18 protein-coding genes are annotated in these 25,236 nt (G+C 67.6%); 15 read left to right on the top strand and 3 right to left on the bottom strand.

Going from position 1 to position 25,236, the window contains the following annotated elements:
• Nucleotides 1–15 precede the first annotated feature (15 nt).
• From coaE to AC1DGD_RS03835, 3 genes are all read left to right on the top strand, one after another.
• Entirely contained in the window at nt 16–1,317 is a 1,302-nt protein-coding gene (gene coaE, locus AC1DGD_RS03845) for a dephospho-CoA kinase (protein ID WP_476855943.1), read from the top strand.
• Nucleotides 1,318–1,357: 40 nt separating this feature from the next.
• Nucleotides 1,358–3,439 (top strand): excinuclease ABC subunit UvrB, encoded by a 2,082-nt coding sequence (gene uvrB / locus AC1DGD_RS03840; RefSeq protein ID WP_476855942.1) that lies wholly within the window; start codon nt 1,358–1,360, stop codon nt 3,437–3,439.
• 163 nt (nt 3,440–3,602) lie between these two features.
• A complete protein-coding gene (locus AC1DGD_RS03835) occupies nt 3,603–4,631 on the top strand; it encodes a TerC family protein (protein ID WP_028276830.1) in 1,029 nt (342 codons plus the stop codon).
• Between the two features lie 151 nt (nt 4,632–4,782).
• Here AC1DGD_RS03835 and AC1DGD_RS03830 read toward each other — a convergent pair whose 3' ends face one another.
• From AC1DGD_RS03830 to AC1DGD_RS03820, 3 genes are all read right to left on the bottom strand, one after another.
• Entirely contained in the window at nt 4,783–6,141 is a 1,359-nt protein-coding gene (locus AC1DGD_RS03830; protein ID WP_476856043.1) for an alpha/beta fold hydrolase, read from the bottom strand.
• 19 nt (nt 6,142–6,160) lie between these two features.
• A complete protein-coding gene (locus tag AC1DGD_RS03825) occupies nt 6,161–6,709 on the bottom strand; it encodes an N-acetyltransferase family protein (RefSeq protein WP_476855941.1) in 549 nt (182 codons plus the stop codon).
• 118 nt (nt 6,710–6,827) lie between these two features.
• Nucleotides 6,828–9,374, bottom strand: a complete 2,547-nt coding sequence (locus AC1DGD_RS03820) for a DEAD/DEAH box helicase (RefSeq protein WP_476855940.1) — start codon at nt 9,372–9,374, stop codon at nt 6,828–6,830.
• 156 nt (nt 9,375–9,530) lie between these two features.
• On the opposite strand from AC1DGD_RS03820, the gene AC1DGD_RS03815 reads away from it, so the two are divergent.
• From AC1DGD_RS03815 to AC1DGD_RS03760, 12 genes are all read left to right on the top strand, one after another.
• Nucleotides 9,531–10,310, top strand: coding sequence for a trans-aconitate 2-methyltransferase (locus AC1DGD_RS03815; protein ID WP_079549556.1), 780 nt, complete (start codon nt 9,531–9,533; stop codon nt 10,308–10,310).
• Nucleotides 10,311–10,444: 134 nt separating this feature from the next.
• Entirely contained in the window at nt 10,445–12,235 is a 1,791-nt protein-coding gene (locus AC1DGD_RS03810) for an ABC transporter ATP-binding protein (protein WP_476856042.1), read from the top strand.
• A gap of 113 nt (nt 12,236–12,348) precedes the next feature.
• A complete protein-coding gene (locus tag AC1DGD_RS03805; protein ID WP_476856041.1) occupies nt 12,349–14,190 on the top strand; it encodes an ABC transporter ATP-binding protein in 1,842 nt (613 codons plus the stop codon).
• Nucleotides 14,187–14,579 (top strand): GntR family transcriptional regulator, encoded by a 393-nt coding sequence (locus AC1DGD_RS03800; RefSeq protein WP_476849612.1) that lies wholly within the window; start codon nt 14,187–14,189, stop codon nt 14,577–14,579. Before AC1DGD_RS03805 ends, AC1DGD_RS03800 begins: the two co-directional genes overlap by 4 nt.
• 67 nt (nt 14,580–14,646) lie before the next feature.
• The gene (uvrA, locus tag AC1DGD_RS03795; protein WP_476855939.1) at nt 14,647–17,595 is read left to right on the top strand and encodes an excinuclease ABC subunit UvrA; all 2,949 of its coding nucleotides are present in this window, start codon (nt 14,647–14,649) and stop codon (nt 17,593–17,595) included.
• A gap of 178 nt (nt 17,596–17,773) precedes the next feature.
• Nucleotides 17,774–18,550 carry an HAD hydrolase-like protein gene (locus tag AC1DGD_RS03790; RefSeq protein ID WP_476855938.1) on the top strand — a complete coding sequence of 259 codons (777 nt, stop codon included), beginning with the start codon at nt 17,774–17,776 and terminating at the stop codon, nt 18,548–18,550.
• Nucleotides 18,537–19,205: a lysophospholipid acyltransferase family protein gene (locus tag AC1DGD_RS03785; protein ID WP_476855937.1), complete on the top strand. Its 669-nt coding sequence runs from the start codon at nt 18,537–18,539 to the stop codon at nt 19,203–19,205. Before AC1DGD_RS03790 ends, AC1DGD_RS03785 begins: the two co-directional genes overlap by 14 nt.
• A gap of 86 nt (nt 19,206–19,291) precedes the next feature.
• Complete coding sequence (gene uvrC, locus AC1DGD_RS03780) at nt 19,292–21,301, top strand: excinuclease ABC subunit UvrC (protein ID WP_476855936.1); 2,010 nt, start codon at nt 19,292–19,294, stop codon at nt 21,299–21,301.
• 119 nt (nt 21,302–21,420) lie between these two features.
• A complete protein-coding gene (rapZ, locus tag AC1DGD_RS03775; RefSeq protein WP_018773001.1) occupies nt 21,421–22,344 on the top strand; it encodes an RNase adapter RapZ in 924 nt (307 codons plus the stop codon).
• Nucleotides 22,344–23,363 (top strand): gluconeogenesis factor YvcK family protein, encoded by a 1,020-nt coding sequence (locus AC1DGD_RS03770; RefSeq protein WP_028276839.1) that lies wholly within the window; start codon nt 22,344–22,346, stop codon nt 23,361–23,363. Before rapZ ends, AC1DGD_RS03770 begins: the two co-directional genes overlap by 1 nt.
• A 10-nt stretch (nt 23,364–23,373) precedes the next feature.
• On the top strand, nt 23,374–24,354 hold the full coding sequence (whiA, locus tag AC1DGD_RS03765) for a DNA-binding protein WhiA (protein WP_018772999.1): 981 nt from the start codon (nt 23,374–23,376) through the stop codon (nt 24,352–24,354).
• A gap of 169 nt (nt 24,355–24,523) precedes the next feature.
• Nucleotides 24,524–25,147, top strand: coding sequence for a superoxide dismutase (locus tag AC1DGD_RS03760; RefSeq protein WP_028276840.1), 624 nt, complete (start codon nt 24,524–24,526; stop codon nt 25,145–25,147).
• Nucleotides 25,148–25,236: the final 89 nt, after the last annotated feature.

Below are 25,236 nucleotides of genomic sequence, written 5' to 3'. Positions count from 1 at the left end.
GTTTAGTCTGGTGAGGTGTTGAAGATCGGGTTGACCGGCGGAATCGCCTCGGGGAAGTCCATGGTTGCCGCGCGCCTGCGCGACCTTGGAGCAGTGCTTGTCGACGCCGACGCGCTGGCCCGGGAGGTCGTGGAACCGGGTACGCCCGGGCTGGCCAGTGTGGTGGAAGCCTTCGGTGCCGCCGTCCTGAGCCCGGAAGGCCGGCTGGACCGGGCCCGGCTCGGTGCCCTGGTCTTCGGTGATCCGGAGCGCCTGGCCGCGCTGAACGGCATCGTCCACCCCCTGGTGCGGGAGCGCGCCGCGGCGATGGTCGCCGCCGCCCCGGCCGGCGCCGTCGTGGTCCAGGACATCCCGCTCCTGGTCGAAACCGGGCAAGGGAAGAACTTCCATCTGGTGGTCGTGGTGGATGCCCCCGACGACGTCCGGGTCCGCCGCATGGCCGAACACCGCAACATGACCGCCGACGAGGCGCGCGCCCGGATGGCAGCCCAGGCGGGCCGCGAGGACCGGCTGGCCGCCGCGGACGTCGTGCTGGACAACTCCGGCACCCCGGAGGACCTCCGGCACGCGGTCGACGCGCTGTGGGAGGAGCGGCTGATGCCGTTCGCACTGAACCTCAAGGAACAAAGGATCGCCCCGCGGACGGCGGGGCCGGTCCTCGCCCCGGCCGATCCGGCCTGGGCAGCGCAGGCCGCCCGGCTGATCGCCCGGCTGCGGGCAGCGGTCCCGCAGGATGTCCTGGCCGTCGACCACCTCGGGTCCACGGCCGTCCATGGCCTCGACGCCAAAGATGTGATCGACCTCCAGCTCAGCGTCCGGGACCTCGACACCGCGGACCGGATCGCGCCGCTGCTGGCCGACGCAGGATTCCCGCGCTGGCCCGGCATCATCGCCGACAACCCGAAACCCTCGCACCCGGACCCTGCCGACTGGGGCAAGCGGCTGCACGGCAACGCCGACCCCGGCCGGCCGGTGAATCTCCACCTCCGCGCGGCCGGCTCGCCGGGCTGGCGGTACGCGCTGTGCTTCCGCGACTGGCTGCGCGCCGATCCCGAGGCCCGGGCGGACTATGTGGCCGAAAAGCAACGGGTCGCCGGGCTGCACGGCGTCGACAAGTCCACCGCCGGCTACGCGGCCGACAAGGAGGGCTGGTTCACCGGGTATGCCTGGCCCCGGATGGAAGCGTGGGTGCAGCGCACGGGATGGCAACCGCCGTCGTACGCGGACGACGCCGGAGCAGACGACGCCGGTGCCGGCACCGGCGGCGGCGCCACCGCAACGGCACCTGCCGCCGGCCCCGGTACTGCCCAAAGCTGAATCAGGGCATCCTGTCACAGCCCGGCGGTAGATTAGGTACATGAGTCTTGCCCAGGAAATCAACCGCGTCGTGGCGCCCTTCGAGGTCATCAGTGAGTTCCAGCCGGCGGGTGACCAGCCGGCCGCCATCGCAGAGCTGACTGAGCGCATCCAGAACGGCGAAAAAGACGTCGTGCTGCTTGGCGCCACCGGTACCGGTAAGAGCGCGACCACGGCCTGGCTGATCGAGCAGGTCCAGCGGCCCACCCTGGTGATGGTGCAGAACAAAACCCTCGCCGCGCAGCTGGCCAACGAATTCCGCGAACTGCTGCCGAACAACGCCGTGGAATACTTCGTGTCCTACTACGACTACTACCAGCCGGAGGCCTACGTCGCCCAGACGGACACCTTCATCGAGAAGGACTCCTCCGTCAACGAGGAAGTCGAACGGCTCCGCCACTCCGCGACCAACGCGCTGCTGACCCGCCGCGACGTGATCGTGGTTGCCACCGTCTCCTGCATCTACGGCCTCGGCACCCCGGAAGAATACATCGCCGGGATGGTGACCCTCCGCAAGGGGGCGGAGATGAACCGTGACGACCTGCTCCGGAAGTTCGTCTCCATGCAGTACACCCGCAACGACATGGACTTCCACCGCGGCACGTTCCGGGTCCGCGGGGACACCGTGGAAATCATCCCGATGTACGAGGAACTGGCGATCCGGATCGAGTTTTTCGGTGACGAGATCGAAAATATCCAGACCCTGCACCCGCTGACCGGCGAAGTGCTCCGGGACGAGAACGAAATGTACGTCTTCCCCGCCTCGCACTACGTCGCCGGTCCGGAACGGATGGGCCGGGCGATCAAGCGGATCGAAGACGAACTGGCCGAGCGCCTCGCCGTGCTGGAAAGCCAGAACAAGCTGGTCGAGGCCCAACGGCTCCGGATGCGCACCACTTATGACCTGGAAATGATGCAGCAGATGGGGTTCTGCAACGGCATCGAGAACTATTCCTCGCACATCGACGGCCGGGCCCGCGGAACCGCGCCGCACTGCCTGATCGACTACTTCCCGGACGACTTCCTCCTGGTGATCGATGAGTCCCACGTCACCGTGCCGCAGATCGGCGCCATGTACGAGGGCGACATGTCCCGCAAACGGAACCTCGTGGACCACGGCTTCCGGCTGCCCTCGGCGATGGACAACCGCCCGCTCAAATGGGACGAGTTCCAGGACCGCGTGGGCCAGACCGTCTACCTGTCCGCGACGCCGGGCAAGTACGAGCTCGGCAAGTCCGACGGCTTCGTCCAGCAGATCATCCGCCCCACCGGCCTGATCGACCCCGAGGTCGTCGTCAAGCCCACGAAGGGGCAGATCGATGACCTGCTGGGCGAAATCCGGACCCGGACCGCGAAGAACGAGCGGGTCCTGGTCACCACCCTGACCAAGCGGATGGCCGAGGACCTGACGGACTACCTGCTGGGCCATGGCGTGAAGGTGGAATACCTGCACTCCGACGTCGATACCCTCCGCCGCGTGGAACTCCTGCGCGAACTGCGGATGGGTGTCTTCGACGTCCTCGTCGGCATCAACCTGCTCCGTGAAGGCCTGGACCTCCCGGAGGTGTCGCTGGTCAGCATCCTGGACGCGGACAAGGAAGGCTTCCTGCGCTCCTCGACGTCCCTGATCCAGACCATCGGGCGTGCCGCCCGAAACGTCTCCGGCCAGGTGCACATGTACGCGGACCGCATCACCGATTCGATGGCCCATGCCATCGACGAGACCAACCGCCGCCGCGCCATCCAGGTGGCCTACAACACGGAGAACGGGATCGATCCCCAGCCGCTCCGGAAGAAGATCGCGGACATCACCGACCAGCTGGCCAAGGAAGACGCGGACACCCGCGAGCTGCTGGCCGCGGCCGGGAAGAACCGCGGCAAGGGCAAGGGCACCTCGCTCATCCGTGCGGACGGGCTCGCCGCCGCGCCGGCCGAGGACCTCGTCGGGCTGATCGAACAGCTGACCGAACAGATGCACGCCGCAGCCGGGGAGCTGCAGTTCGAACTGGCCGCCCGGCTGCGCGACGAGGTGGGGGATTTGAAGAAGGAACTGCGGCAAATGCAATCCGCGGGGCACGCCTAGGGTAAACTCGGTCAAACGTAGGGGAGTATCCCAAACGCTACGATCGTCAACACGCACGGCTACGATGCCGCGCCGGGCGTAGCGGGCAGCCAGGCAGCGTCATGCGCCGGCGGTCGGAGAGACTTACACCGCTGAGCTGTACCCTACGAAAGGTATTTCCCCCGTGCCCGAGCTTCCCCTGTGGTTCGAGATCGGCTCGTTTGTCGTCCTCGGCGTCATTCTGGCCATCGACCTGCTGATGGTCCTCAAACGCCCGCATGAGCCCTCCATGAAAGAAGCCGGACTGTGGGTCGCGTTCTACGTGGCCCTGGCCCTGGTCTTCGCCGGCGCCATGTTCGCCTTCACCGGCCCGGAATTCGGCGGCCAGTTCATCGCCGGCTGGGTGACCGAATACAGCCTGAGCATCGACAACCTGTTCGTCTTCATCATCATCATGGCGCGCTTCTCGGTACCGAGAAAGTATCAGCAGGAAGTGCTCATGGTGGGCATCATCATCGCCCTGATCCTCCGCGGCATCTTCATCATGCTCGGCGCGATCGTGATCGAGCAGTTCAGCTGGGTCTTCTACATCTTCGGCGCCTTCCTGCTCTGGACCGCCTGGAAGCAGGCCCAGGACGAGGGCGAGGACGAGGAAGACAAGGAAAACCCGCTGATCGCCCGGATCCGCCGGGTCCTGCCGATGTCCGAGAAGTTCGACGGCGGCAAGCTCCGCACCGTCGTTGACGGCAAGAAGGTGTTCACCCCGATGCTGATCGTCTTCGTGACCATCGGCATGACGGACCTGCTCTTCGCTGTCGACTCCATTCCGGCCATTTTCGGCCTCACCCAGAGCGCCTTCATCGTCTTCACCGCCAACATCTTTGCCCTCATGGGGCTGCGCCAGCTGTACTTCCTGCTCGGCGGCCTCATGAACCGGCTCATCTACCTCAAGCACGCCCTGTCCGTGATCCTGGCGTTCATCGGTGTGAAGCTGGTCCTGCACGCCATGCACGTCAACGAGCTGCCCTTTATCAACGGCGGCCAGCACATCGAATGGGCCCCCGAGATCCCCACCTACGTCTCGCTCGGTGTGATCATCGGCACCATCGTCGTCGCGGTGGTCGCCAGCCTCATGAGCTCCAAGGCGTCCAAGTCGAAGCTGGATGCCCGGCTGGAAGAGGACTCCCGCAAGAGCCTGAGCGACGTCGACTAGTACCAAACCGCCGGGGTGAGAGTGCAGGACACACCCCGCGGCGCATAGCAGTACGGCGCTGGACCCTCACGGGTCCGGCGCCGTACCTGTTTAAGCAGTACCTGCCAAGCCGGGCGCCATCGGCCCGGGCCCTTTGCCTGGCCGCGGCCGGTCACCGTCGGGCGGAACGGGCCATCCCCAGCAGGCGCCCGAAGATCGCCTCGCCGTCGTCCGCGATGCCGTCGTGGTGGAAGTCGCCGGTTTCCCAGACCTGTAGGCCCCGGACCGCGGCCGCCGTCTCCAGAGACAGCTCCCGGTCCACGTAGATGTCGTCGGTGTAGACGGCCGCGGCGACGGGCACGGTGTTCAACGCCAGTCGCTCCGGGTCGTAGAGGGGTGCCCAGCCGTCCATTTCGGCCAGGAGCCGGGCCACGTCCTGCAGCGGGTGCAGGGCCGGGTCCTGCTCGAAATACCAGGGGTACACCATTTCCCCGGTCAGAAGCGGTTCGCCGGCGTCGGGGCGGAACTCGGGGAATTCCTCCAGCACGCGCCAGGCGGCCCAGTTGGTGGCACCGTCCTGGGCGTAAATGGATTCGTGCATCAACGCGTACAACGGGTTCGCGGCCCGGGACACGAGGCCCCGGACCTGCTCCAGGAAGGTGTCCGAGAGACGGTCGCCGTCCGGTGTGGCCACGAAGGCGTCCTCGAGCAGGTGGTGCAGTGCGTCCACCCGGGTGTTCCCGCCCAGGAACGAGCCCACCATCTGGAACCGTTCCACCGTGAGCCGGCCGCCGTCGGGCAGCACCTCCTCCGTTTCCCGCAGGTGCCGGGCGATCCGGGTGACGGCGGCCCGGTCCTCGGGATACCAGTCAAAGTATTCGGCGTTCCGGGCCGCGACCCGCTGGAACGTGGCCCGGTACACACGGTCGGCGGAGCCACCCAGCGGGGCCAACCCGCCCGTCACGAGGACCTCGCGCAGCCCCCCGGGGGCGAAGGAAAGGTAGCTGAGCGCGCAGAAACCGCCGTAGCTCTGGCCGTAGATGGTCCAGGGGGCGGCGTCCAGGGCTGCCCTGATCGCCTCGGCGTCGGCAACGATCGAGTCGGCGCGGAAGTGCGTCAGGTAGTCAGCCTGCTCCGCGTCGGTGCCGCGCAGCGGCAGCGTGTTGCGGTCGACGGGCGAGGACAGGCCGGTGCCGCGCTGGTCCAGCATGAGGATCCGGAAGTCCTTCGCGGCGGCCTTGCTCCAGCCGCCCAGCGACGGGAACCGGTTTCCACGCCCGCCGGGACCGCCCTGCAGGAAAAGCAACCAGGGCAGCCCGGCGGCCTCTGCCTCGCTGTGTTCGGTGGACACGTACTCGCGGGCGAACACGGAGATGGTTTCGCCGCGGCGCCCCGCCTCGCTGAAGTGGTCCAGGGGGACCTGGAAGTAATGTTCCGCGGTCCGCATTCCCCGGTAGGTGTGGCGTGCCCGGACGCTGTGCGGAACTTTTCGCCCGGCGCTGGTTGCAGTCTCCAGCAGGGAGGCTCCCATGAGCCCCGTCATTGGGAGATCAGCCACGGGTGGCCGCCTCGCGGGAACCGGAGCTGGAGCCGGCAGGGGAGCCGGCGCCGGCAACTGCCGGGCGGCTGCCGAAGGCCGTCAGCGCCGCTCCGGTGAGGCGGAAGGTGGACCATTCCTCCATCGGCAGGGCGCCGAGGTTCTTGTAGAAGTTGATGGAGGGCTCGTTCCAGTCCAGGACACTCCATTCGACGCGCGCGTAGCCCCGGTCGACGGCGGTCGCTGCCAGGTGCTGCAGCAGCGCCTTGCCGTGGCCCTCGCCGCGGGCCTCCGGCCGGACGTAGAGGTCCTCGAGGTAGATCCCGTGGACGCCCTCCCACGTGGAGTAGTTCAGGAACCAGAGGGCGAAGCCGCGGACCTCGCCCGCGGAGTTCTCCGCCATGGTGGCGAAGACCTTGGGATGCTCGCCGAAAAGGACCTCGGTGAGCATCTCGGGGGTGTTCCGGACGGCGTCCGGTTCCTTCTCGTAGAGGGCGAGGTCGTGGATCATCTGCAGGATGGCAGGGACGTCATGCGCCGTGGCAGGCCGGATTACACTCATTGTCCGAGTTTACCCGCGGCGCGAAGGCCCCGGCTGGTGCGACGGCGCCGGCCCAGGCCCTGCGTCCCGCCCCTGTGCCGTCCCGCCCCTGTGCCGACCAGCCCCCGTGCCGTCCCGCCTAGAGCCGGTTGACGTCCGTGACGCGGACGACGGCGGTCCCGGACTCGTCCGAGGCCGCCAGGTCCACGTCGGCGGAGATGCCCCAGTCGTGGTTGCGGGCGGGGTCATCGAAGATCTGCCGCACCTTCCACACCCCGGGTTCCTCGGTGATGATCAGCAGCCCGGGACCGCGGGCGTCCGGTCCGGTGCCGATGTCGTTGTGCTCATCAAAGTAGTCATCGAGGGCATCTTCCCAGCGCTCGGCGTCCCAGCCGGAGCCGGCGTCGAGCTCGCCCAGGGCGGTGGCGGCCTCATCGGCGAACAGCTCCACGCGGCGGAACATCTCGTTGCGCACCATCACCCGGAAGGCCCGGATGTTGGAGGTCAGCGACGGCGGCGGGGGCGGCGGAGCGTCGTGCGGTGTGGGCGCCGCGCCGGATGTGAGCTCTTCCCATTCGTCCAGCAGGCTGGAGTCCACCTGCCGGACCAGTTCGCCCAGCCAGGCGATGAGGTCCTCGAGGTCCTCACGGAGGGCATCCTGCGGGACCGTCTGCCGGAGCGCCTTGAAACCGTCGGCGAGGTAGCGCAGCACGATCCCCTCCGAGCGGGCGAGGCCGTAGAACTGGACGAACTCGCCGAAGTTCATGGCACGCTCGTACATGTCCCGGACCACGGACTTGGGCGCGAGCTCGAAGTCGCCGACCCAGGGCGCGGCCTTGCGGTAGACGTCGAACGCCTCGCCGAGGATCCCGGCGAGCGGCTGCGGGTAGGTGACCTCCTCGAGCATCGCCATCCGCTGGTCGTACTCGATGCCGTCGGCCTTCATCGCCGCGATCGCCTCGCCGCGCGCCTTCTTCTGCTGTGCCGAGAGGATCTGCCGCGGCTTCTCCAGGGTCGCCTCGATCACCGACACCACGTCCAGGGCGTACGACGGCGACTCCGGGTCCAGCAGCTCCAGCGCCGCCAGCGCGAACGGGGACAGCGGCTGGTTGAGGGCAAAGTTTGCCTGCAGATGGACCGTGAGCCGGACCGTGCGGCCGTCAGCACCCTGCTCCCCGGCCGGGATCCGCTCCACGACGCCGGCCGCGAGCAGCTCGCGGTAGATTCCCAGGGCCTTCTTCATGAGCCGCAGCTGGGCCGGACGGGTCTCGTGGTTTTCGGTGAGGAGGCGGCGGGCGGCCTGGAACGGGTCGCCGGGGCGTTCCATCAGGTTCATCAGCATCGCATGCGTCACGGTGAAACTCGACGTCAGCGGATCCGGAACGGACTCGACCAGCCGCTTGTACGTCGGTTCGCCCCAGGACACGAAGCCTTCCGGGGGCTTCTTCTTGACCACCTGTCGCAGCTTCTTCTGGTCGTCGCCGAACTTGGCCGTGGCCTTGGCCATCGCCTTCACGTTTTCCGTCACGTGCTCCGGGGCCTGGACCACCACGGTTCCTGCGGTGTCATAGCCGGCGCGGCCGGCGCGCCCGGCGATCTGGTGGAACTCACGGGAGTTCAGCAGACGGGTGCGGACGCCGTCGTATTTGCTCAGTGCCGTCAGCAGCACGGTGCGGATGGGCACGTTGATGCCCACCCCGAGCGTATCCGTGCCACAGATGACCTTCAGCAGACCGGCCTGGGCAAGCTGTTCGACCAGCCGGCGGTACTTCGGCAGCATGCCGGCGTGGTGAACGCCGATCCCGTGCCGGACCAGGCGGTTAAGGGTCTTGCCGAAGCCTGCGGCGAAGCGGAACCCCGCAATGAGCTCGGCGATCTTGTCTTTTTCCTCGCGGGTGCAGACGTTGATGCTCATCAGGTTTTGGGCCCGGTCGATCGCCTCGACCTGGCTGAAGTGGACCACGTAGACCGGGACCTGCTTGGTGGCGAGCAGCTCCTCCAGCGTCTCGTGGACCGGAGTCTGCTCGTAGTAGTAGTGCAGCGGGATGGGGCGTTCCGCGGAACTGACGGTCGTCGTCGTGCGGCCGGTCAGGTCGCTGAGGCCGTCCTCGAACCGGCTGACATCGCCGAGCGTCGCCGACATCAGCAGGAACTGCGCCTGGGGCAGTTCAAGCAGCGGCACCTGCCACGCCCAGCCGCGCTGCGGGTCCGAGTAGAAGTGGAACTCGTCCATGATCACGGCGCCGAGCTGCGCCGCAGAACCTTCACGCAGGGCGATGTTGGCCAGGATCTCGGCCGTGCAGCAGATGATTGGGGCGTCCTGGTTCACGCCGGAGTCGCCGGTGATCATGCCGACGTTGTCGGCGCCGAAGATCTCACAGAGGGCGAAGAACTTTTCCGAGACGAGGGCCTTGATCGGGGCGGTGTAGTAGCTCCGCTGCCCGCGGGCCATGGCCTGGAAGTGCGCGGCAATGGCCACGAGGGATTTCCCGGACCCGGTCGGGGTGGCCAGGATGACGTTTGAGCCGGTGGCCAGCTCCATGATGGCCTCGTCCTGGGCGGTGTACAGGGCCAGGCCGCGGGTCTCGGTCCACTCGACAAACCGGGTGTAGAGCTCGTCCGGGTCCAGGCCCGTCCTGCCGGGGATACGGGCGGCCGGGGCGGGGAGCTGATCAACGAGTTTCATTGCTGTCCAGCTTAGTGCCCGCGTGGTAGCCGCGGCACCGCACGCAGTGCGGGCGCGCGCCGTGAGCCGCCCGCAGCGCAGGCGTGCTTCCTTGGCTGGCCCACGGGCCGGGACTAGGCTTCGGTTAGGACAACGTGCCGGGAACTGGAGGCAGCCATGAAGTGGGATCCGGAGAAATATGTGCAGTTCGGGGACTACCGGGACAGACCATTTTTTGATCTGACCGGTCGGATTCACGCCGAAGCCCCGCGGCACGTGGTGGACCTCGGCTGCGGTCCCGGCAACCTGACCGCGACGCTCGCGGACCGCTGGCCGGGCGCGCAGGTGGTGGGTCTGGATTCGTCGCCGGAAATGCTGGCCACTTCCAAGGACCACGCAGCCGCGGCGGCCAATCTTTCCTACGAGCTGGCCGACATTGAGCACTGGCTGCCGTCCGGGGACACGGACGTGGTGGTCACCAACGCGGCCCTGCAGTGGGTGCCCGGCCACCGAAAGCTCCTGCCCCTATGGCTCGATGCCCTCAAACCGGGCGCCTGGTTCGCGCTGCAAGTGCCGGGGAACTTCAATGCACCGTCGCACACCCTGATGCGGGAGCTGGCCGATTCTCCGGCCTGGGCGGGGCGGCTCGCCGGGGTGCTCCGCCACGACGACGTGGTGGGGGAGGCAGCGGAATATCTGGAGATCATGCTCGACGCCGGTTGTGCCGCCGACGCCTGGGAGACCACGTACCTTCAGCTGCTCCCAGGCGCCAACCCCGTTTTGGAGTGGGTCCGCGGAACCGGACTCAGGCCGGTCCTCGCGGCCCTCCCCGACGACGAGGCCAGGGAGTTCGAGGCCGAGTATTCGGCACGGCTGGACGACGCATATCCGGCAGGCCGGCACGGGACGGTCTTCCCGTTCCGCCGCACGTTCGCGGTGGCGCAGAAGACCGGGTAGGCGGCGTGTCAGCCGCATGACACGAAGCACTCCGGAATGGGGCTTACAATGACGTGGCGGTGTGGGGCGGCCGTTAGGCTGATCACCATTCCGGGCCCTGGGCTAGTAATGGAGGTTCAGTGCTTATAGGCCTGATGTCGCGGCTGTTGTCCGCGCATAAAGGGACCGTGCTGGCCATCGTTGTGCTGCAGCTCGTGCAAGCCACCGCCAACCTGCTCCTGCCCACCCTGAATGCCGCGATCATCGACGACGGCATCATCGGCGGGGACACCGGGGAGATCCTCCACCTCGGGGCCTGGATGGCCGGAATCGCTGCCGTCCAGGTGATCACGGCCGTCGCGGCCGGATATCTGGGCGCCGTGGTCGCCATGGAGATTGGCGGCCAGCTGCGCGGGGAGCTCTTCGCGAAGGTGCAGTCCTTCTCCTCCCAGGAGGTGGGCCTTTTCGGTGCGCCCAGCCTCGTGACCCGTGCCACCAACGACGTCGCCCAGATCCAAAACCTCGCCGTCCTGGTGTTCATCATGCTGATTGCCGCACCGGCGATCTTCATCGGCGGCATCGTGCTGGCCGTGCACCAGGACGTGGTGCTGTCCTGGATTGTGGTTGTGGTGATCCCGGTCCTGACGGTGATCATGACGGTGATCGTCCGCCGCCTGATTCCCCTGTACCGCCAGGGCCAGGGCCTTCTGGACCGGATCGGCCGGGTGCTGCGGGAGCAGATCATCGGCGCGAATGTCATCCGCGGCTTTGTCCGGCAGGACCACGAGGTCCGCCGGTTCGATGAAGCCAACAAGGACCTCACCCGGAACAATCTGCAATCCGCCCTCCTGGTGGCGGCGATGATGCCGATGATCATGTTCGTGGTCAACATCTCCTCCGTGTTCGTGGTGTGGTTCGGCGGCCATCGCATCGACGCCGGCGAAATGCGGCTGGGGGCGCTGACGGCGTTCATCGCCTACATCCTGCAGATCCTGATTGCCATCATGATGGCGATGTACGTCTTCATGACCGCCCCCCGGGCGGCGGCCTGCGCGGAACGGATCCGCGAGGTGCTGGACACGGAACCGGCCATCGCGGATCCGGCCGTTCCCGCCGGGGCCACCGCTGCCACCATTCCGGCCGGCGGGGCCAGTGCGGCGGGCACCGCCGGTGCGCCCGCCGTCGCCGGCGCCCCGGGCCGCTCCGGCGCTGTCGAGTTCCGGAACGTGTCCTTCGCTTACCCCGGCGCCGAAGCACCCGTGCTGGACGGCGTCTCCTTCACCGCCAGGGCCGGTACCACGACGGCGATCATCGGCGCGACCGGCAGCGGCAAGACGACACTCCTGAACCTGCTGCCGCGTTTCCTCGACGCGACGGCCGGAGAGATCAGCATCGGCGGGGAGAACGTGCGGGCGATGCCCCTGGACGACCTGCGCGGCCTGATCGCAATAGTCCCGCAGCAGTCCTACCTGTTCGCGGACACGGTCGCGGGGAACCTCCGGTTCGGGGCGCCCGCCGCGAGCGAGCCCGAAATATGGCAGGCGCTTGAAGCTGCCCAGGCCGCCGACTTTGTCCGCGCCCTGCCGCTCGGGCTCGACACGCCCGTAAGCCAGGGCGGCACCAACTTCTCCGGCGGCGAACGGCAGCGCCTGTGCATCGCGCGGGCCCTGCTCAAGCGGGCCCCCGCCTACCTCTTCGACGACAGTTTCTCGGCTCTGGACTACGGCACCGACATCAGGCTCCGGGCGGCGATCGAGCCGCTGCTGCGCTCGGCGACCGTGCTGATCGTGGCCGAGCGGGTGTCAACAATCGTGGACGCCGGGCTGATCCTCGTCCTGGAGGGCGGCCGGGTGGTCGCGCAGGGCACGCACAGCGAACTCATGGAGTCCTCGCCCAGCTACCAGGAAATTGCCGCGTCCCAGCTGGTGCTGGAGGAAGCCCCGTGAGCCGCGCGCGGGCACACCGCGCCGGGACCGTTGCGGGACCCGGCGTGCCGGAGCGCATCAAATGGCACACCGCCGCCCGGCTGCTTGGCCTGCTGTTGCCGCTGAAGTGGCGGATGGCCGGCGTCATCGCCGCGACCTGCGCGTTCGTGACACTCAACGTGGCGGCGCCCAAGGTGCTGGGCGACGCCACCGACGTCGTCGTCGACGGCTTCCTGGGCGGCTCCCTCGACGAGCAACAGCTGGCCGAGCGGCTACTGGCCGTTTCGGCCATGTACGTCGGGGCGTCGCTGTTCAGCTGGATCCAGGGCAGCCTGACCGCCACCGCGGTGCAGCGCCTCAGCTACGGCCTCCGCGGCTCCGTGGAACAAAAACTCCATGTGCTGCCGTCCAGCCATTTCGAGGAGCAGCGCCGCGGCGACGTGCTCAGCCGGGCCACGAACGACGTCGACAATATCTCCCAGGCGCTCAACCAGCTCCTCAACCAGCTGATCATGGCCGTCCTGATGCTCTCGGCCGCTCTCGCCATGATGCTGTGGCTCTCGCCGCTGCTGGCGCTGATCGCGATCCTCTCGGTGCCCGTGTCCACGATGATCACCGTGCTCGTGGCCCGGCACTCCCAGGCGCACTTCAAGGAGCAGTGGAGCAGCACGGGGGCGCTGACTGCCCAACTCGAAGAGTTCTTCACCGGGCATGAAGTGGTCAAGGCCTTCGGCCGGCAGGAAGAGTCGGCGGCGAGCTTCCGGGAGCGCAACGAGAAGCTCACCCGATCGAGCACCCGCGCCCAGTATTTGTCCGGCATCGTGCAGCCGCTGCTGGTGTTTGTCGCCAACCTCAACTACATCGCAATTGCTGTTGTGGGGGCGCTGCAGGTCACCGCGGGGCTCTTGACGATCGGCGGCATCCAGGCCTTTGTCCAGTTCTCCCGTCTCTTTAGCCAGCCGGTGAGCCAGATCGGCGGCATGCTGACTCTCGTGCAGTCCTGCCTGGCCTCGGCGGAGCGGGTGTTTGAGCTGCTGGACGCCCCGGAGATCCCTGCGGACAGCGCCGTGCCGGCCGTTTCGGCGAACGGCGCCGGCAAGCTGCAAGGCTTCACGGCCGCGCGAAAGCTCCATGTCCCGCGCAAATCCTCCAACGGACGCAAAGCCCCTGCCCCGGGCACGCCCGGCGACCTGCTGGATCCCAGCGCAGTGGCGGGCCGGGTCACGTTCGAGCACGTCAGCTTCAGCTACAGCCCCGGCACCCCCGTGGTGAAGGACCTCTCCTTCACGGTGGACCCGGGACAGACCGTGGCGATCGTGGGACACACCGGTGCCGGCAAGACCACCGTGGTCAACCTCCTGATGCGCTTCTACGAACTCGACTCCGGCCGGATCCTGGTGGACTCGACGGACATCGCCACCATCCCGCGGGACGAGCTGCGGCGCGCCTTCGGAATCGTCCTGCAGGATGCCTGGCTGTTTACCGGCAGCATCCGGGAGAACATCGAATACGGCCGGCCCGGCGCCGCCGAAGCCGATATCGTTGCGGCGGCCCACGCCAGCCACGTGGACCAGTTTGTCCGGTCCCTGCCGGCCGGCTACGCCACGATGCTCGGCAACGACGGCGACTCCCTGAGCCGGGGCCAGCGCCAGCTCGTCTCGATCGCACGGGCGCAGCTCGCCGGGCGCAGCATCATGGTGCTGGATGAGGCGACGAGCTCCGTCGACAGCCGCACTGAGGTGCAGATCCGCCATGCTATGGAGCAGCTGCGGGCCGGTCACACGAGCTTCGTGATCGCGCACCGTTTGTCCACGGTCCGGGACGCTGATCTAATTCTCGTCATGGACCACGGACGAATCGTTGAACACGGCACCCACCAGCAGCTGGTGGCCCGGCAGGGGCTCTACAAGGATTTGTACGAGGCCCAGTTCGCCGGCCGCGAACAGGTCCCGGCCGTCCAGGAGGCCGAACAGTGAGCCCCGCGGACGCCGTGGGGGAGCGTTTTCCCGGATCCTGGCGGACCAATCCGGCCAGCTCCGTCCCGCTCTTCGAACAGCTGCGGCTCTACGTGATCGAACGCGCCGACAACGGCACACTCGCGCCGGGCACCAGGCTTCCGGCCGTGCGGAGCCTCGCCGGCGAACTGGGCGTGGCCCCGCACACCGTGGCGCGGGCCTACAAGGAACTCGAGGCCGCCGGCGTCGTAGTGACGAAGGGCCGAAACGGGACCGTTGTGTGTGCCCGCGATGCCGCCTGGAGTTCGCTGTCCGCCGCCGCCGCCGAGTTCGCCGCGGCCGCCAAAGCCCAGGGCGCCAGTTTCGCCGAGGCCGTGCAGCTGCTGGCCGCCGCCTACGACCGCCAATAGCACATCCGGCGCCGCCCGTGGCGCGCGGAATAGTTTTTCGAAGAAGTTTTCGATTAGCATTAGATTCGTGCCTAAAGCTGTAGCTGAAGATCCAGCCGTTGAAGTCCATTCCGCCGTCGAGCCGCTGGCAGTCCGGGATGCGGCCCCGTCCCGCCCCGTCCTGAAGCGTCCGGACATGACGCGCCTCGTCGTCAAGGGCGCCCGCGAGCACAACCTGCGCAACGTGGACCTGGACCTGCCGCGCGATGCCATGATCGTGTTCACCGGCCTGTCCGGCTCCGGGAAGTCCTCCCTCGCGTTCGACACCATCTTCGCCGAGGGCCAGCGCCGCTACGTCGAATCCCTCTCCGCCTACGCCCGGCAGTTCCTGGGCCAGGTGGACAAGCCCGACGTCGACTTCATCGAGGGCCTCTCGCCGGCGGTGTCCATCGACCAGAAGTCCACGTCCAAGAACCCTCGCTCGACCGTGGGCACCATCACCGAGATTTACGACTACATGCGCCTGCTCTGGGCCCGTGTGGGCCGGCCGCACTGCCCCGTCTGCGGGGAGCCCGTGACCAAGCAGACCCCGCAGCAGATCGTCGACCAGCTGCTCGAGCTCCCGGACGGCACCCGCTTCCAGGTGCTGGCACCCGTGGTCCGCGGCCGCAAGGGCGAATTCGTGGACCTCTTCAAGGAACTCACCGCCAAGGGCTACTCGCGGGCCCGGGTGGACGGCGAGCTCGTCCACCTGAGTGATCCGCCGAAGCTGGGCAAGCAGTTCAAGCACACCATCGAAGTGGTGGTGGACCGCCTCGTGGTCAAGGAAGGTATCAGCCAGCGCCTGACCGACTCGGTCGAAACCGCCCTCGGACTGGCGGAGGGCCGCATATTGGCCGAATTCGTCGACCTCGAAGCAGACGATCCCGAGCGGATCAGGGCGTTCTCAGAACACCTCGCCTGCCCCAACGAGCACCCCCTGGCGATCGACGAGATCGAGCCCCGCTCCTTCTCATTCAACAACCCTTTCGGCGCCTGCAGCGCGTGCAGCGGCATCGGCACCAAGCTGGAGGTCGACGAGGAACTCCTCATCCCCAACCCCGAGCTCTCGCTCTCCGAGGGGGCCATTGCGCCGTGGTCCCTGGGCACCGCCACCACGGAGTACTGGAACCGGCTGCTGGCCGGTCTCGCCGAGGAACTCGGCTTCTCCATGACGACGGCGTGGGAGAAGCTCGACACCGACGTCCGGCAGACCGTCCTGCACGGCAAGGACCACAAGGTGGTGGTGCAATACCGCAACCGCTTCGGCCGGGAACGCAAGTACAGCACCGGTTTTGAGGGCGTCGTGCAGTACGTCCACCGCAAGCATGGCGAGACCGATTCCGACTATGCGCGCGACCGCTACGAGGAATACATGCGCCAGGTCCCGTGCCCGGCCTGCAACGGTGCCCGGCTGAACCCTGCGTCGCTCTCGGTGCTGATCAACGGCAAGTCAATCGCCGAGGTCGCCGCGCTGCCCATGCGGGAATGCGCCGACTTCCTCGAAAACCTCGTCCTCACCGGCCGCGAGGCCCAGATCGCCCACCAGGTCCTCAAGGAGATCCAGGCCCGCCTGACCTTCCTCCTCGACGTCGGACTCGAGTACCTGAACCTGGAGCGGCCCTCCGGCACCCTGTCCGGCGGCGAAGCCCAGCGCATCCGTTTGGCCACCCAGATCGGCTCCGGCCTCGTGGGCGTGCTGTACGTCCTCGACGAGCCCTCGATTGGCCTGCACCAGCGGGACAACCGCCGCCTGATCGAGACACTCACCCGGCTCCGGGACCTCGGCAACACCCTGATCGTCGTGGAGCATGACGAGGACACCATCCACGAGGCCGACTGGGTGGTGGACATCGGACCGGGCGCCGGCGAGCACGGCGGCATGGTGGTCCATTCCGGGTCCTACCAAGAGCTGCTGGAAAACACGGATTCGCTCACCGGCGACTACCTCTCCGGCCGGCGGAAAATCGAGATCCCGAAGAAGCGGCGCAAATACGACAAGAAGCGCGAGCTCAAGGTGGTCGGGGCGAAGGAGAACAACCTCCTGAACATCGACGCCAGTTTCCCGCTGGGCCTCTTCACCGCCGTCACCGGCGTCAGCGGCTCGGGCAAGTCCACCCTGGTCAACGAGATCCTCTACAAGGTGCTCGCCAACAAGCTCAACGGCGCCAAGCAGGTGGCCGGCAGGCACAAGTCCGTCCAGGGCCTCGAACACCTGGACAAGGTGGTGCACGTCGACCAGAGCCCGATCGGCCGCACCCCGCGCTCGAACCCGGCCACTTACACCGGCGTGTTCGACAACATCCGCAAGCTCTTCGCCGAGACCACCGAGGCCAAGGTCCGCGGCTACCTCCCGGGCCGGTTCTCCTTCAACGTCAAGGGCGGCCGCTGCGAGGCCTGCTCCGGCGACGGCACCCTGAAGATCGAGATGAACTTCCTGCCGGACGTCTACGTCCCCTGCGAGGTCTGCCACGGCGCCCGGTACAACCGCGAAACCCTGGAGGTCCACTACAAGGGCAAGACCATCGCGGACGTGCTGAACATGCCCATCGAGGAAGGGGCCGAGTTCTTCGCGGCCTTCTCGCCGATCGCACGGCACCTCAACACGCTCGTCGACGTCGGCCTTGGCTACGTCCGGCTGGGCCAGCCCGCCACCACGCTCTCCGGCGGCGAGGCCCAGCGCGTGAAGCTCGCAGCCGAGCTTCAGAAACGCTCCAACGGCCGCAGCGTCTACGTCCTGGACGAGCCCACCACGGGCCTGCACTTCGAGGACATCCGCAAGCTCCTCATGGTGCTCCAGGGCCTCGTGGAGAAGGGCAACACGGTGATCACGATCGAACACAACCTCGACGTCATCAAGAGCGCCGACTGGATCGTGGACCTTGGCCCCGACGGCGGGTCCGGTGGCGGCCGTGTGGTCGCCTCCGGCACCCCCGAGCAGGTGGCCAAGTCGAGCGAGAGCCACACGGCCGCGTTCCTCGCCGAGCTCCTCGCCTGAACACCGGCCGCCAGGGACCGTGCGGCGGGCCAGGTAAGCCTCCGCCGCACGCGTCCCCGCCCGCAGGGACGTCTCCACCGGATGTATCCGCTGATGTATCGCGTGATGTAGTCCCTGATGTATTCCTGAAGGAGCATGCGAATTTCTGGCAACCGCACACTCATGAGAAACTAAGCCGGTGACGCATACAACAGTGCCCGTAATCTTTGACCTTGACGGCACTCTTGTCGATCCCGCCGGGGGTATAACCGACGGTATCGCCGCGGCCCTCACCGAGCTTGGCCTGCCGGTTCCGGACAAGTCCCGGATGGACGCCATGATTGGGCCCAAGCTCAGCCATTCCCTGACGGAAATCGCCGGCGTTCCGGCCGCACAGCTGAAAGACGCCATCCGCATCTACCGCGCGCACTACGCATCCACGGGAATCGCGCAGAGCAGGCTGTACCCGGGAATCCGCGGCCTCCTCGAGGACTTCGTCGCCGCGGGCCGGCCCATCGCCGTCGCGACCCAGAAGCCGGAAGGGCTTGCCCGCACTGTCCTGGCGCACCACGGCATCGCCGGACTCTTCCACAGCATCCGGGGCTCCGCCGCCGACGAGGCCGCCAGCCCCGGAACGGGCTCCGCCCCCGACGGCTCCGTTCCCGACGGCTCCGTTCCCGAAGGTAAGGCCGGCATCGTCGCCGCCGCGCTCTCGGACCTCGCTGCCGCGGACCCTGCGGCCGCCGGCCGGGCCGTGATGGTGGGGGACCGGGCACAGGACGTCGCCGGGGCCGCTGCGAACGGACTGGACTGCATCGGCGTAGGCTGGGGGTTTGCGCCTGACGGCGAACTGCACGCGGCCGGTGCCGTCGAGATCGTGCACAACACCACGGCGCTTCACGCGACGATCAACCGGCTCTCCGAACGCCCGGGAACCACAGCCCTGAACGAGGTGCACACCGATGGCAATGTTTGACGCAATCCGCTGGACCACGCGGGGGCTTGTAACCACCACGTGCCGTCCCACGGTCATCGGCCTGGAAAACGTGCCCAAGGATGGGCCGTTCATTGTCGCCCCGAACCACCTCTCGTTCCTGGACAGCGTGATCGTCCAGGCCCTCATGCCGCGGCCCGTGGCCTTCTTCGCGAAGGCTGAATACTTCACCACCGGCGGCATCAAAGGCAAGGCCATGAAGTCCTTCTTCGAGGCCGTCGGCTCCATTCCGGTGGAACGCGGCGAGCAGGCGGCGAGCGTCCAGGCGCTGAAAACGCTGCTGGACATCCTCGACTCCGGCAAGGGCGTGGGCATCTATCCCGAAGGCACCCGCTCCCGCGACGGCATCCTGTACCGCGGCCGCACCGGCGTCGGCTGGCTGGCCCTCACCACCGGCGCGCCCGTAATCCCGGTGGGCCTGATCGGCACCGAACACTTGCAGCCCGCGGACAGCAAGTCCGTCAAACCGCAGCACTTCACCATGAAGGTCGGCGAGCCGCTGTACTTCGAGAAAACCGGACCGGACCATTCCCTGCCGGCCCGCCGCCAGGTCACGGACCGCATCATGGACGCAATCGCAGACCTGAGCCGCCAGGAACGCTCCACCAGCTACAACCAGAGCAAGTCGGCCGAATAGCGCGCGGCTCCCGGCCCCCCGGGATCCGCCGGGCATGCGGCGGTGCACGTGCAACGGCACCGCCGGCGGCTCAGTAGACTTGATGTGTGGCAGATCCAGCGAGTTACCGACCCCAGACGGGTGAAATTCCGACCAATCCGGGCGTGTACCGCTTCCGCGATCCGCACGGCCGGGTCATCTACGTCGGCAAGGCCAAGAACCTCCGTGCCCGGCTGAACACCTACTTCGCCAACCCCGCCGGGCTCATGCCCAAAACCTATGCCATGGTCCACACGGCCAGCAGCGTCGAATGGACCGTGGTGGGCAGCGAACTCGAGTCGCTGCAGCTGGAATACACCTGGATCAAAGAATTCACGCCCCGCTTCAACGTGATGTTCAGGGACGACAAAAGCTACCCGTACCTCGCCGTGACGATGGGGGAGAAGTACCCGCGCGTCCAGGTGCTGCGCGGCGACCGGCGCAAGGGGACCCGGTACTTCGGCCCCTACACCGCCGGCGCGATCCGGGACACCATGGACACCCTGCTGCGGGTGTTCCCGGTCCGCAGCTGCAGCGCCGGGGTGCTGAAGCGCGCCGAAGCCAGCGGCCGGCCCTGCCTGCTCGGCTACATCGACAAATGTTCCGCGCCGTGCGTCGGCCGGATCTCCGCCGCGGACCACCGCGCCCTGGCCGAGGACTTCTGCACGTTCATGGGCGGCGAAGCCAAGCCCTTCGTCAACCGGCTGGAACGGGAGATGGCCGCGGCAGTTGCTGAGCTCGACTACGAACGCGCGGCCCGGCTCCGGGACGACATCGTGGCGCTTAAGAAGGTCTTCGAACGTAACGCCGTCGTCCTGGCCGAGGGCACGGACGCCGACGTCTTCGCCCTGCACGAAGACGAGCTCGAGGCCGCCGTGCAGGTCTTCCACGTCCGGGGCGGACGGATCCGCGGCCAGCGCGGCTGGGTGGTGGAAAAGGTCGAGGACTCCACCACCCCGGAACTGGTCGAACACCTGCTCCAGCAGGTCTACGGCGAGGAAGCCGGGCTCCAGGGCAGGTTGCCCCGGGAAGTGCTGGTGCCTGCCGAACCCAGCAACGCCCCGGAGCTCGCGCAATGGCTCAGCGGCCTGCGCGGGGCCCGGGTGGACATCCGCGTTCCCCAGCGCGGAGACAAGGCCGCCCTCCTGTCCACGGTCCGTGAAAACGCGGAGCACGCCCTCAAACTTCACAAATCCCGGCGCGCCGGCGACCTCACCATGCGCTCCCAGGCCCTGCAGGAAATCCAGGAAGCGCTCGAGCTTCCCGTGGCGCTGCTGCGGATCGAGTGCTTCGACATCTCACACGTCCAGGGCACCAACGTGGTCGGCTCCATGGTGGTGGTCGAGGACGGCCTGCCGAAAAAGTCCGACTACCGGAAGTTCGCCGTGACCGGCGCCGCGGCCACTGACGACACGGCGGCCATGCATGATGTGCTGACCCGCCGGTTCCGGCACTATCTTCAAGAAAAAGACGAGCAGGCGGCGGCCGCGGCCAAACCGGCGCACCAGGCCGCCCTGGACGCGGCAACCGCCGCGGCGGTCGCGGACTCCACGACGCCAACACCGCGGAGCAAATTCGCCTACCCGCCCAACCTCGTCGTCGTCGACGGCGGCAAACCGCAGGTCAATGCCGCCGCAAGGGCGCTGGAAGAGCTCGGCATCGAGGACGTGTATGTGGTCGGCCTCGCCAAACGGCTCGAAGAGGTGTGGCTGCCGGACAGCGATTTCCCGGTGATCCTGCCGCGCGCCTCGGCCGGCCTGTATCTGCTGCAGCGGATCCGCGATGAGGCCCACCGCTTCGCCATCACCTTCCACCGGCAAAAGCGCGGCAAGGCCATGACGGCCTCCGCCCTGGACAGCGTGCCCGGTCTGGGCGAGTCCAAGCGCAAGGCCCTCCTGGCGGAGTTCGGCTCCGTCAAGGGGATCAAAGCCGCGACGCAGGAGGAACTCACCGGCGCCAAGGGGATTGGCCCCTCCCTGGCCGCCGCGATCGTCCGGCACTTCGCTGGCGGCGGAGTCGAGGAAGCCGCCACGGTTCCTGGCGTCAACATGACCACCGGCGAAATCCTCGACGCTTAGCTAGTGCCGCCAAACTTAGCTAGGGTAAAGACTTGGGTACGGCACGGCAGCGGCATCACCGCGGCCCGCGCGCAAACCTGACAACAGCAAATCGCACAGGCAGAGATGGGGCTTCACTGATGGCAGAGTCGACGGCAGGATCCGAGACGGATGCGGACGGCATGACACCCGTCAAACCCGTCGAGGCTGAACTGCTCGTGGTGACCGGAATGTCGGGAGCCGGCCGCAGCACCGCCTCGGACGCCCTTGAGGACCATGGCTGGTACGTCGTGGAAAACCTGCCGCCGCAGATGCTCGGCACGCTCGCCGAACTGGTGTCCCGGACGCCGCACTCCATGTCCAAGCTCGCCGTCGTGATGGACGTCCGGAGCAAGGAACTGTTCGTCGACATGCGCGCGGCGCTCCGCGCCCTGGAAGCCACCGGCGTGAGCTTCCGCGTCCTGTTCCTCGACGCCAACGACGACGTCCTGGTGCGCCGCTTCGAGCAGGGCCGCAGGCCCCACCCGCTCCAGGGCGGTGGCCGGATCCTCGACGGCATTGCCGCCGAACGCGAGCTGGTCCGTGAATTGAAGGACACCGCCGACATCGTCCTGGACACGTCCTCCCTCAACGTCCATGGCCTCGCCACCGCCATCACCGAACTCTTCAGCGAGACCGGGCCGGTGGCGCTGCGGCTGAACGTCATGAGCTTTGGCTTTAAGTACGGGCTGCCGGTGGACGCCAACTTCGTGGCCGATGCCCGCTTCATCCCCAACCCGCACTGGGTGCCGCAGTTGCGCCCGCACACCGGACTGGACAAGGACGTCAGCGACTACGTGCTGGAGGCCCAGGGCGTCAGCGACTTCGTGGAACGCTACGTCCTGGCCCTTGAACCTGTCCTGGACGGGTACCGCCGGGAGAACAAGCACTACGCCACCATCGCCGTGGGCTGCACCGGCGGCAAGCACCGCTCCGTGGCGGTCGCCGTCGAGCTCTCACGGAGGCTGGCGCAGTATCCCCGCGTCACGGTGACCACGACGCACCGGGACCTGGGCCGCGAGTAATGGCGCTGCTGACCGGCCCGCTGCCCCTTGTCCCGCCCGCCAGCGCGGCCTTCGCCAGCCAGCAGGACAAAGGCCCCTCCGTCGTCGCGCTCGGCGGCGGCCACGGCCTCTCCGCCTCGCTGTCGGCCCTGCGCCTGCTGACCTCCGAACTCACCGCGGTCGTCACGGTCGCGGACGACGGCGGATCCTCCGGCCGGCTCCGCGAAGAGTACGGCGTCCTGCCGCCCGGTGATCTCCGGATGGCCCTGTCCGCGCTGTGCGACGACACCGACTGGGGCCGCACGTGGCGCGATGTCATGCAGCACCGCTTCGCCCCCGGCAAAGGCCGCGGCGGCTCCCTCGATGAGCACGCGATGGGCAACCTCCTGATCGTCACGCTCTGGGAGCTCCTGGGCGACACCGTCGCAGGCCTGAAGTGGGCCGGCGCCCTGCTCGGCGCGCGCGGCGAAGTCCTGCCGATGTCCAGCGTCCCGCTGACCATCGAGGGCCAGGTCCGGGTCACCGCCCCGGACGGCGCGACGGCATTGCAGACCCTCACCGGCCAGGCCAAGTGCGCGGTGGCAGGGTCCCTGGAGCACGTCCGGCTCTTGCCTGAGAACGCTCCGGCCTGCACCGAGGCGCTGACGGCGATCGAGCTGGCCGACTGGGTGATCCTCGGGCCGGGCTCCTGGTACACGTCCGTGCTGCCGCACCTGTTGCTGCCCGAGATGCGCGAGGCCCTCGCCAACACCGCTGCCCGCCGGTGCCTGACCATGAACCTGGCCACAGATACCAAGGAGACGGCCGGCATGTCCGCCGCCGACCACCTCCGGGTGCTGCGCGAATACGCGCCGGAGTTCACGATCGACGTCATCCTGGCCGACCCGGCGTCGGTGCAGAACCTGCCCGACTTCGAGGCGGCGGCAGGAATGCTCGGTGCCGAGGTGGTCTTGGGTAAAGTGGGGGCGTCTGGTCGCCGTCCGGTCCACGATCCGTTGCGGCTGGCGACGGCGTATCACGATATTTTCGGGAATAGTTAGGAAAGGTGCCATGGCACTGACAGCATCAGTCAAGGAAGAACTTTCCCGTCTGGATATCAAGAAGTCCTCCGTCCGCAAGGCCGAGGTATCGGCGATGCTCCGCTTCGCCGGTGGGCTGCACATCATCTCGGGCCGGATTGTGATCGAGGCCGAAGTCGACCTCGCATCGACCGCCCGGCGGCTGCGCGCCGCCATCGCCGAGGTGTACGGCCACCAGAGCGAGATCATCGTCGTCTCCGGCGGCGGCCTGCGCCGCGGCAGCCGATACGTGGTGCGGGTGGTGCGCGACGGTGAGGCCCTCGCCCGCCAGACCGGACTCCTGGACGCGCGGGGGCGCCCCGTGCGCGGCCTTCCGTCGGTAGTGGTGAACGGCTCCGCCGCGGACGCCGAAGCTGTCTGGCGCGGCGCGTTCCTGGTCCACGGCTCGCTCACCGAGCCCGGCCGCTCCTCGGCCATGGAAGTCACCTGCCCCGGCCCCGAATCGGCCCTGGCCCTCGTCGGCGCGGCCCGCCGCCTGGGCATCCAGGCCAAGGCCCGCGAGGTCAGGGGAGTGGACCGCGTGGTGATCCGCGACGGCGACACGATCGCCGCGCTGCTGACGCGCATGGGCGCCCACGACGCGCTGATGGTCTGGGAGGAACGCCGCATGCGCAAGGAAGTCCGCGCCACGGCCAACCGGCTCGCCAACTTCGATGACGCGAACCTGCGCCGTTCCGCGCAGGCCGCCGTGGCCGCCGGTGCCCGGGTGGACCGAGCCCTGGAAATCCTGGGCGACGACGTCCCGGACCACCTGAAGTATGCCGGTGAGCTCCGGGTCGCGCACAAACAGGCCAGCCTGGACGAGCTGGGCCGGCTCGCCGACCCCGTCATGACCAAAGACGCCATCGCCGGCCGGATCCGCCGGCTGCTGGCCATGGCGGACAAACGGGCCCAGGACCTCGGCATCCCGGGCACGGAAGCCAATGTGACGCCCGAAATGCTCGACGACTAGCCCGCCCCTAGAATCAGCAGCAGGAATATCCCGGGGAATGAAATATCCGGGAGCCGCGGCTGGTTGTCGCCGTTGGATCCCACCGCAATTTTCCGGATGCCCCGCATCCGGATGCACAATCAAAAGAGTTACCGAACCGGACAACCCGTCCACGACATTGGAGGAATTTGTGACCGAGTACGTACTGCCCGAGCTCGACTATGACTACGCAGCGCTGGAACCGCACATCTCCGCGAAGATCATGGAGCTGCACCACAGCAAGCACCACGCCGCCTACGTGGCCGGCGCCAACAATGCCTTGGCCCAGCTGGCCGAGGCGCGCGAAAAGGGCGACTTCGCCAACATCAACCGCCTCTCCAAGGACCTCGCGTTCCACACCGGCGGCCACATCAACCACTCCGTCTTCTGGAAGAACCTCTCACCGGACGGTGGCGACAAGCCCGAGGGCGAGCTTGCGGCGGCCATTGACGACGCCTTCGGCTCGTTCGACGCGTTCCGTGCGCAGTTCAGCGCCGCGGCACTGGGCCTGCAGGGCTCCGGCTGGGGCTTCCTGGCCTACGAGCCCATCGGCGGCAACCTGGTCATCGAGCAGCTCTACGATCAGCAGGGCAACGTCGCACTCGGCACCACCCCGCTGCTGATGCTGGACATGTGGGAGCACGCCTTCTACCTGGACTACGTCAACGTCAAGGCTGACTACGTCAAGGCCTTCTGGAACATCGTGAACTGGGCCGACGTCGCCAAGCGCTTCGACGCCGCCCGCAAGAACGCGACGGGTCTCATCACCCTCTAGGCAGGTCCCTTTACCCTGCACAGGGTGACGGAATCGACTTCCGTTTGTAACAAACCTCACATTACGGGCCCTTCGGCCCGAAATGTGGA

This window comes from Arthrobacter sp. 05T45 (genome assembly GCF_056395875.1).
Note: the sequence above shows the minus strand (reverse complement) of the source record. Positions and strands in the feature narration are given on the sequence as shown.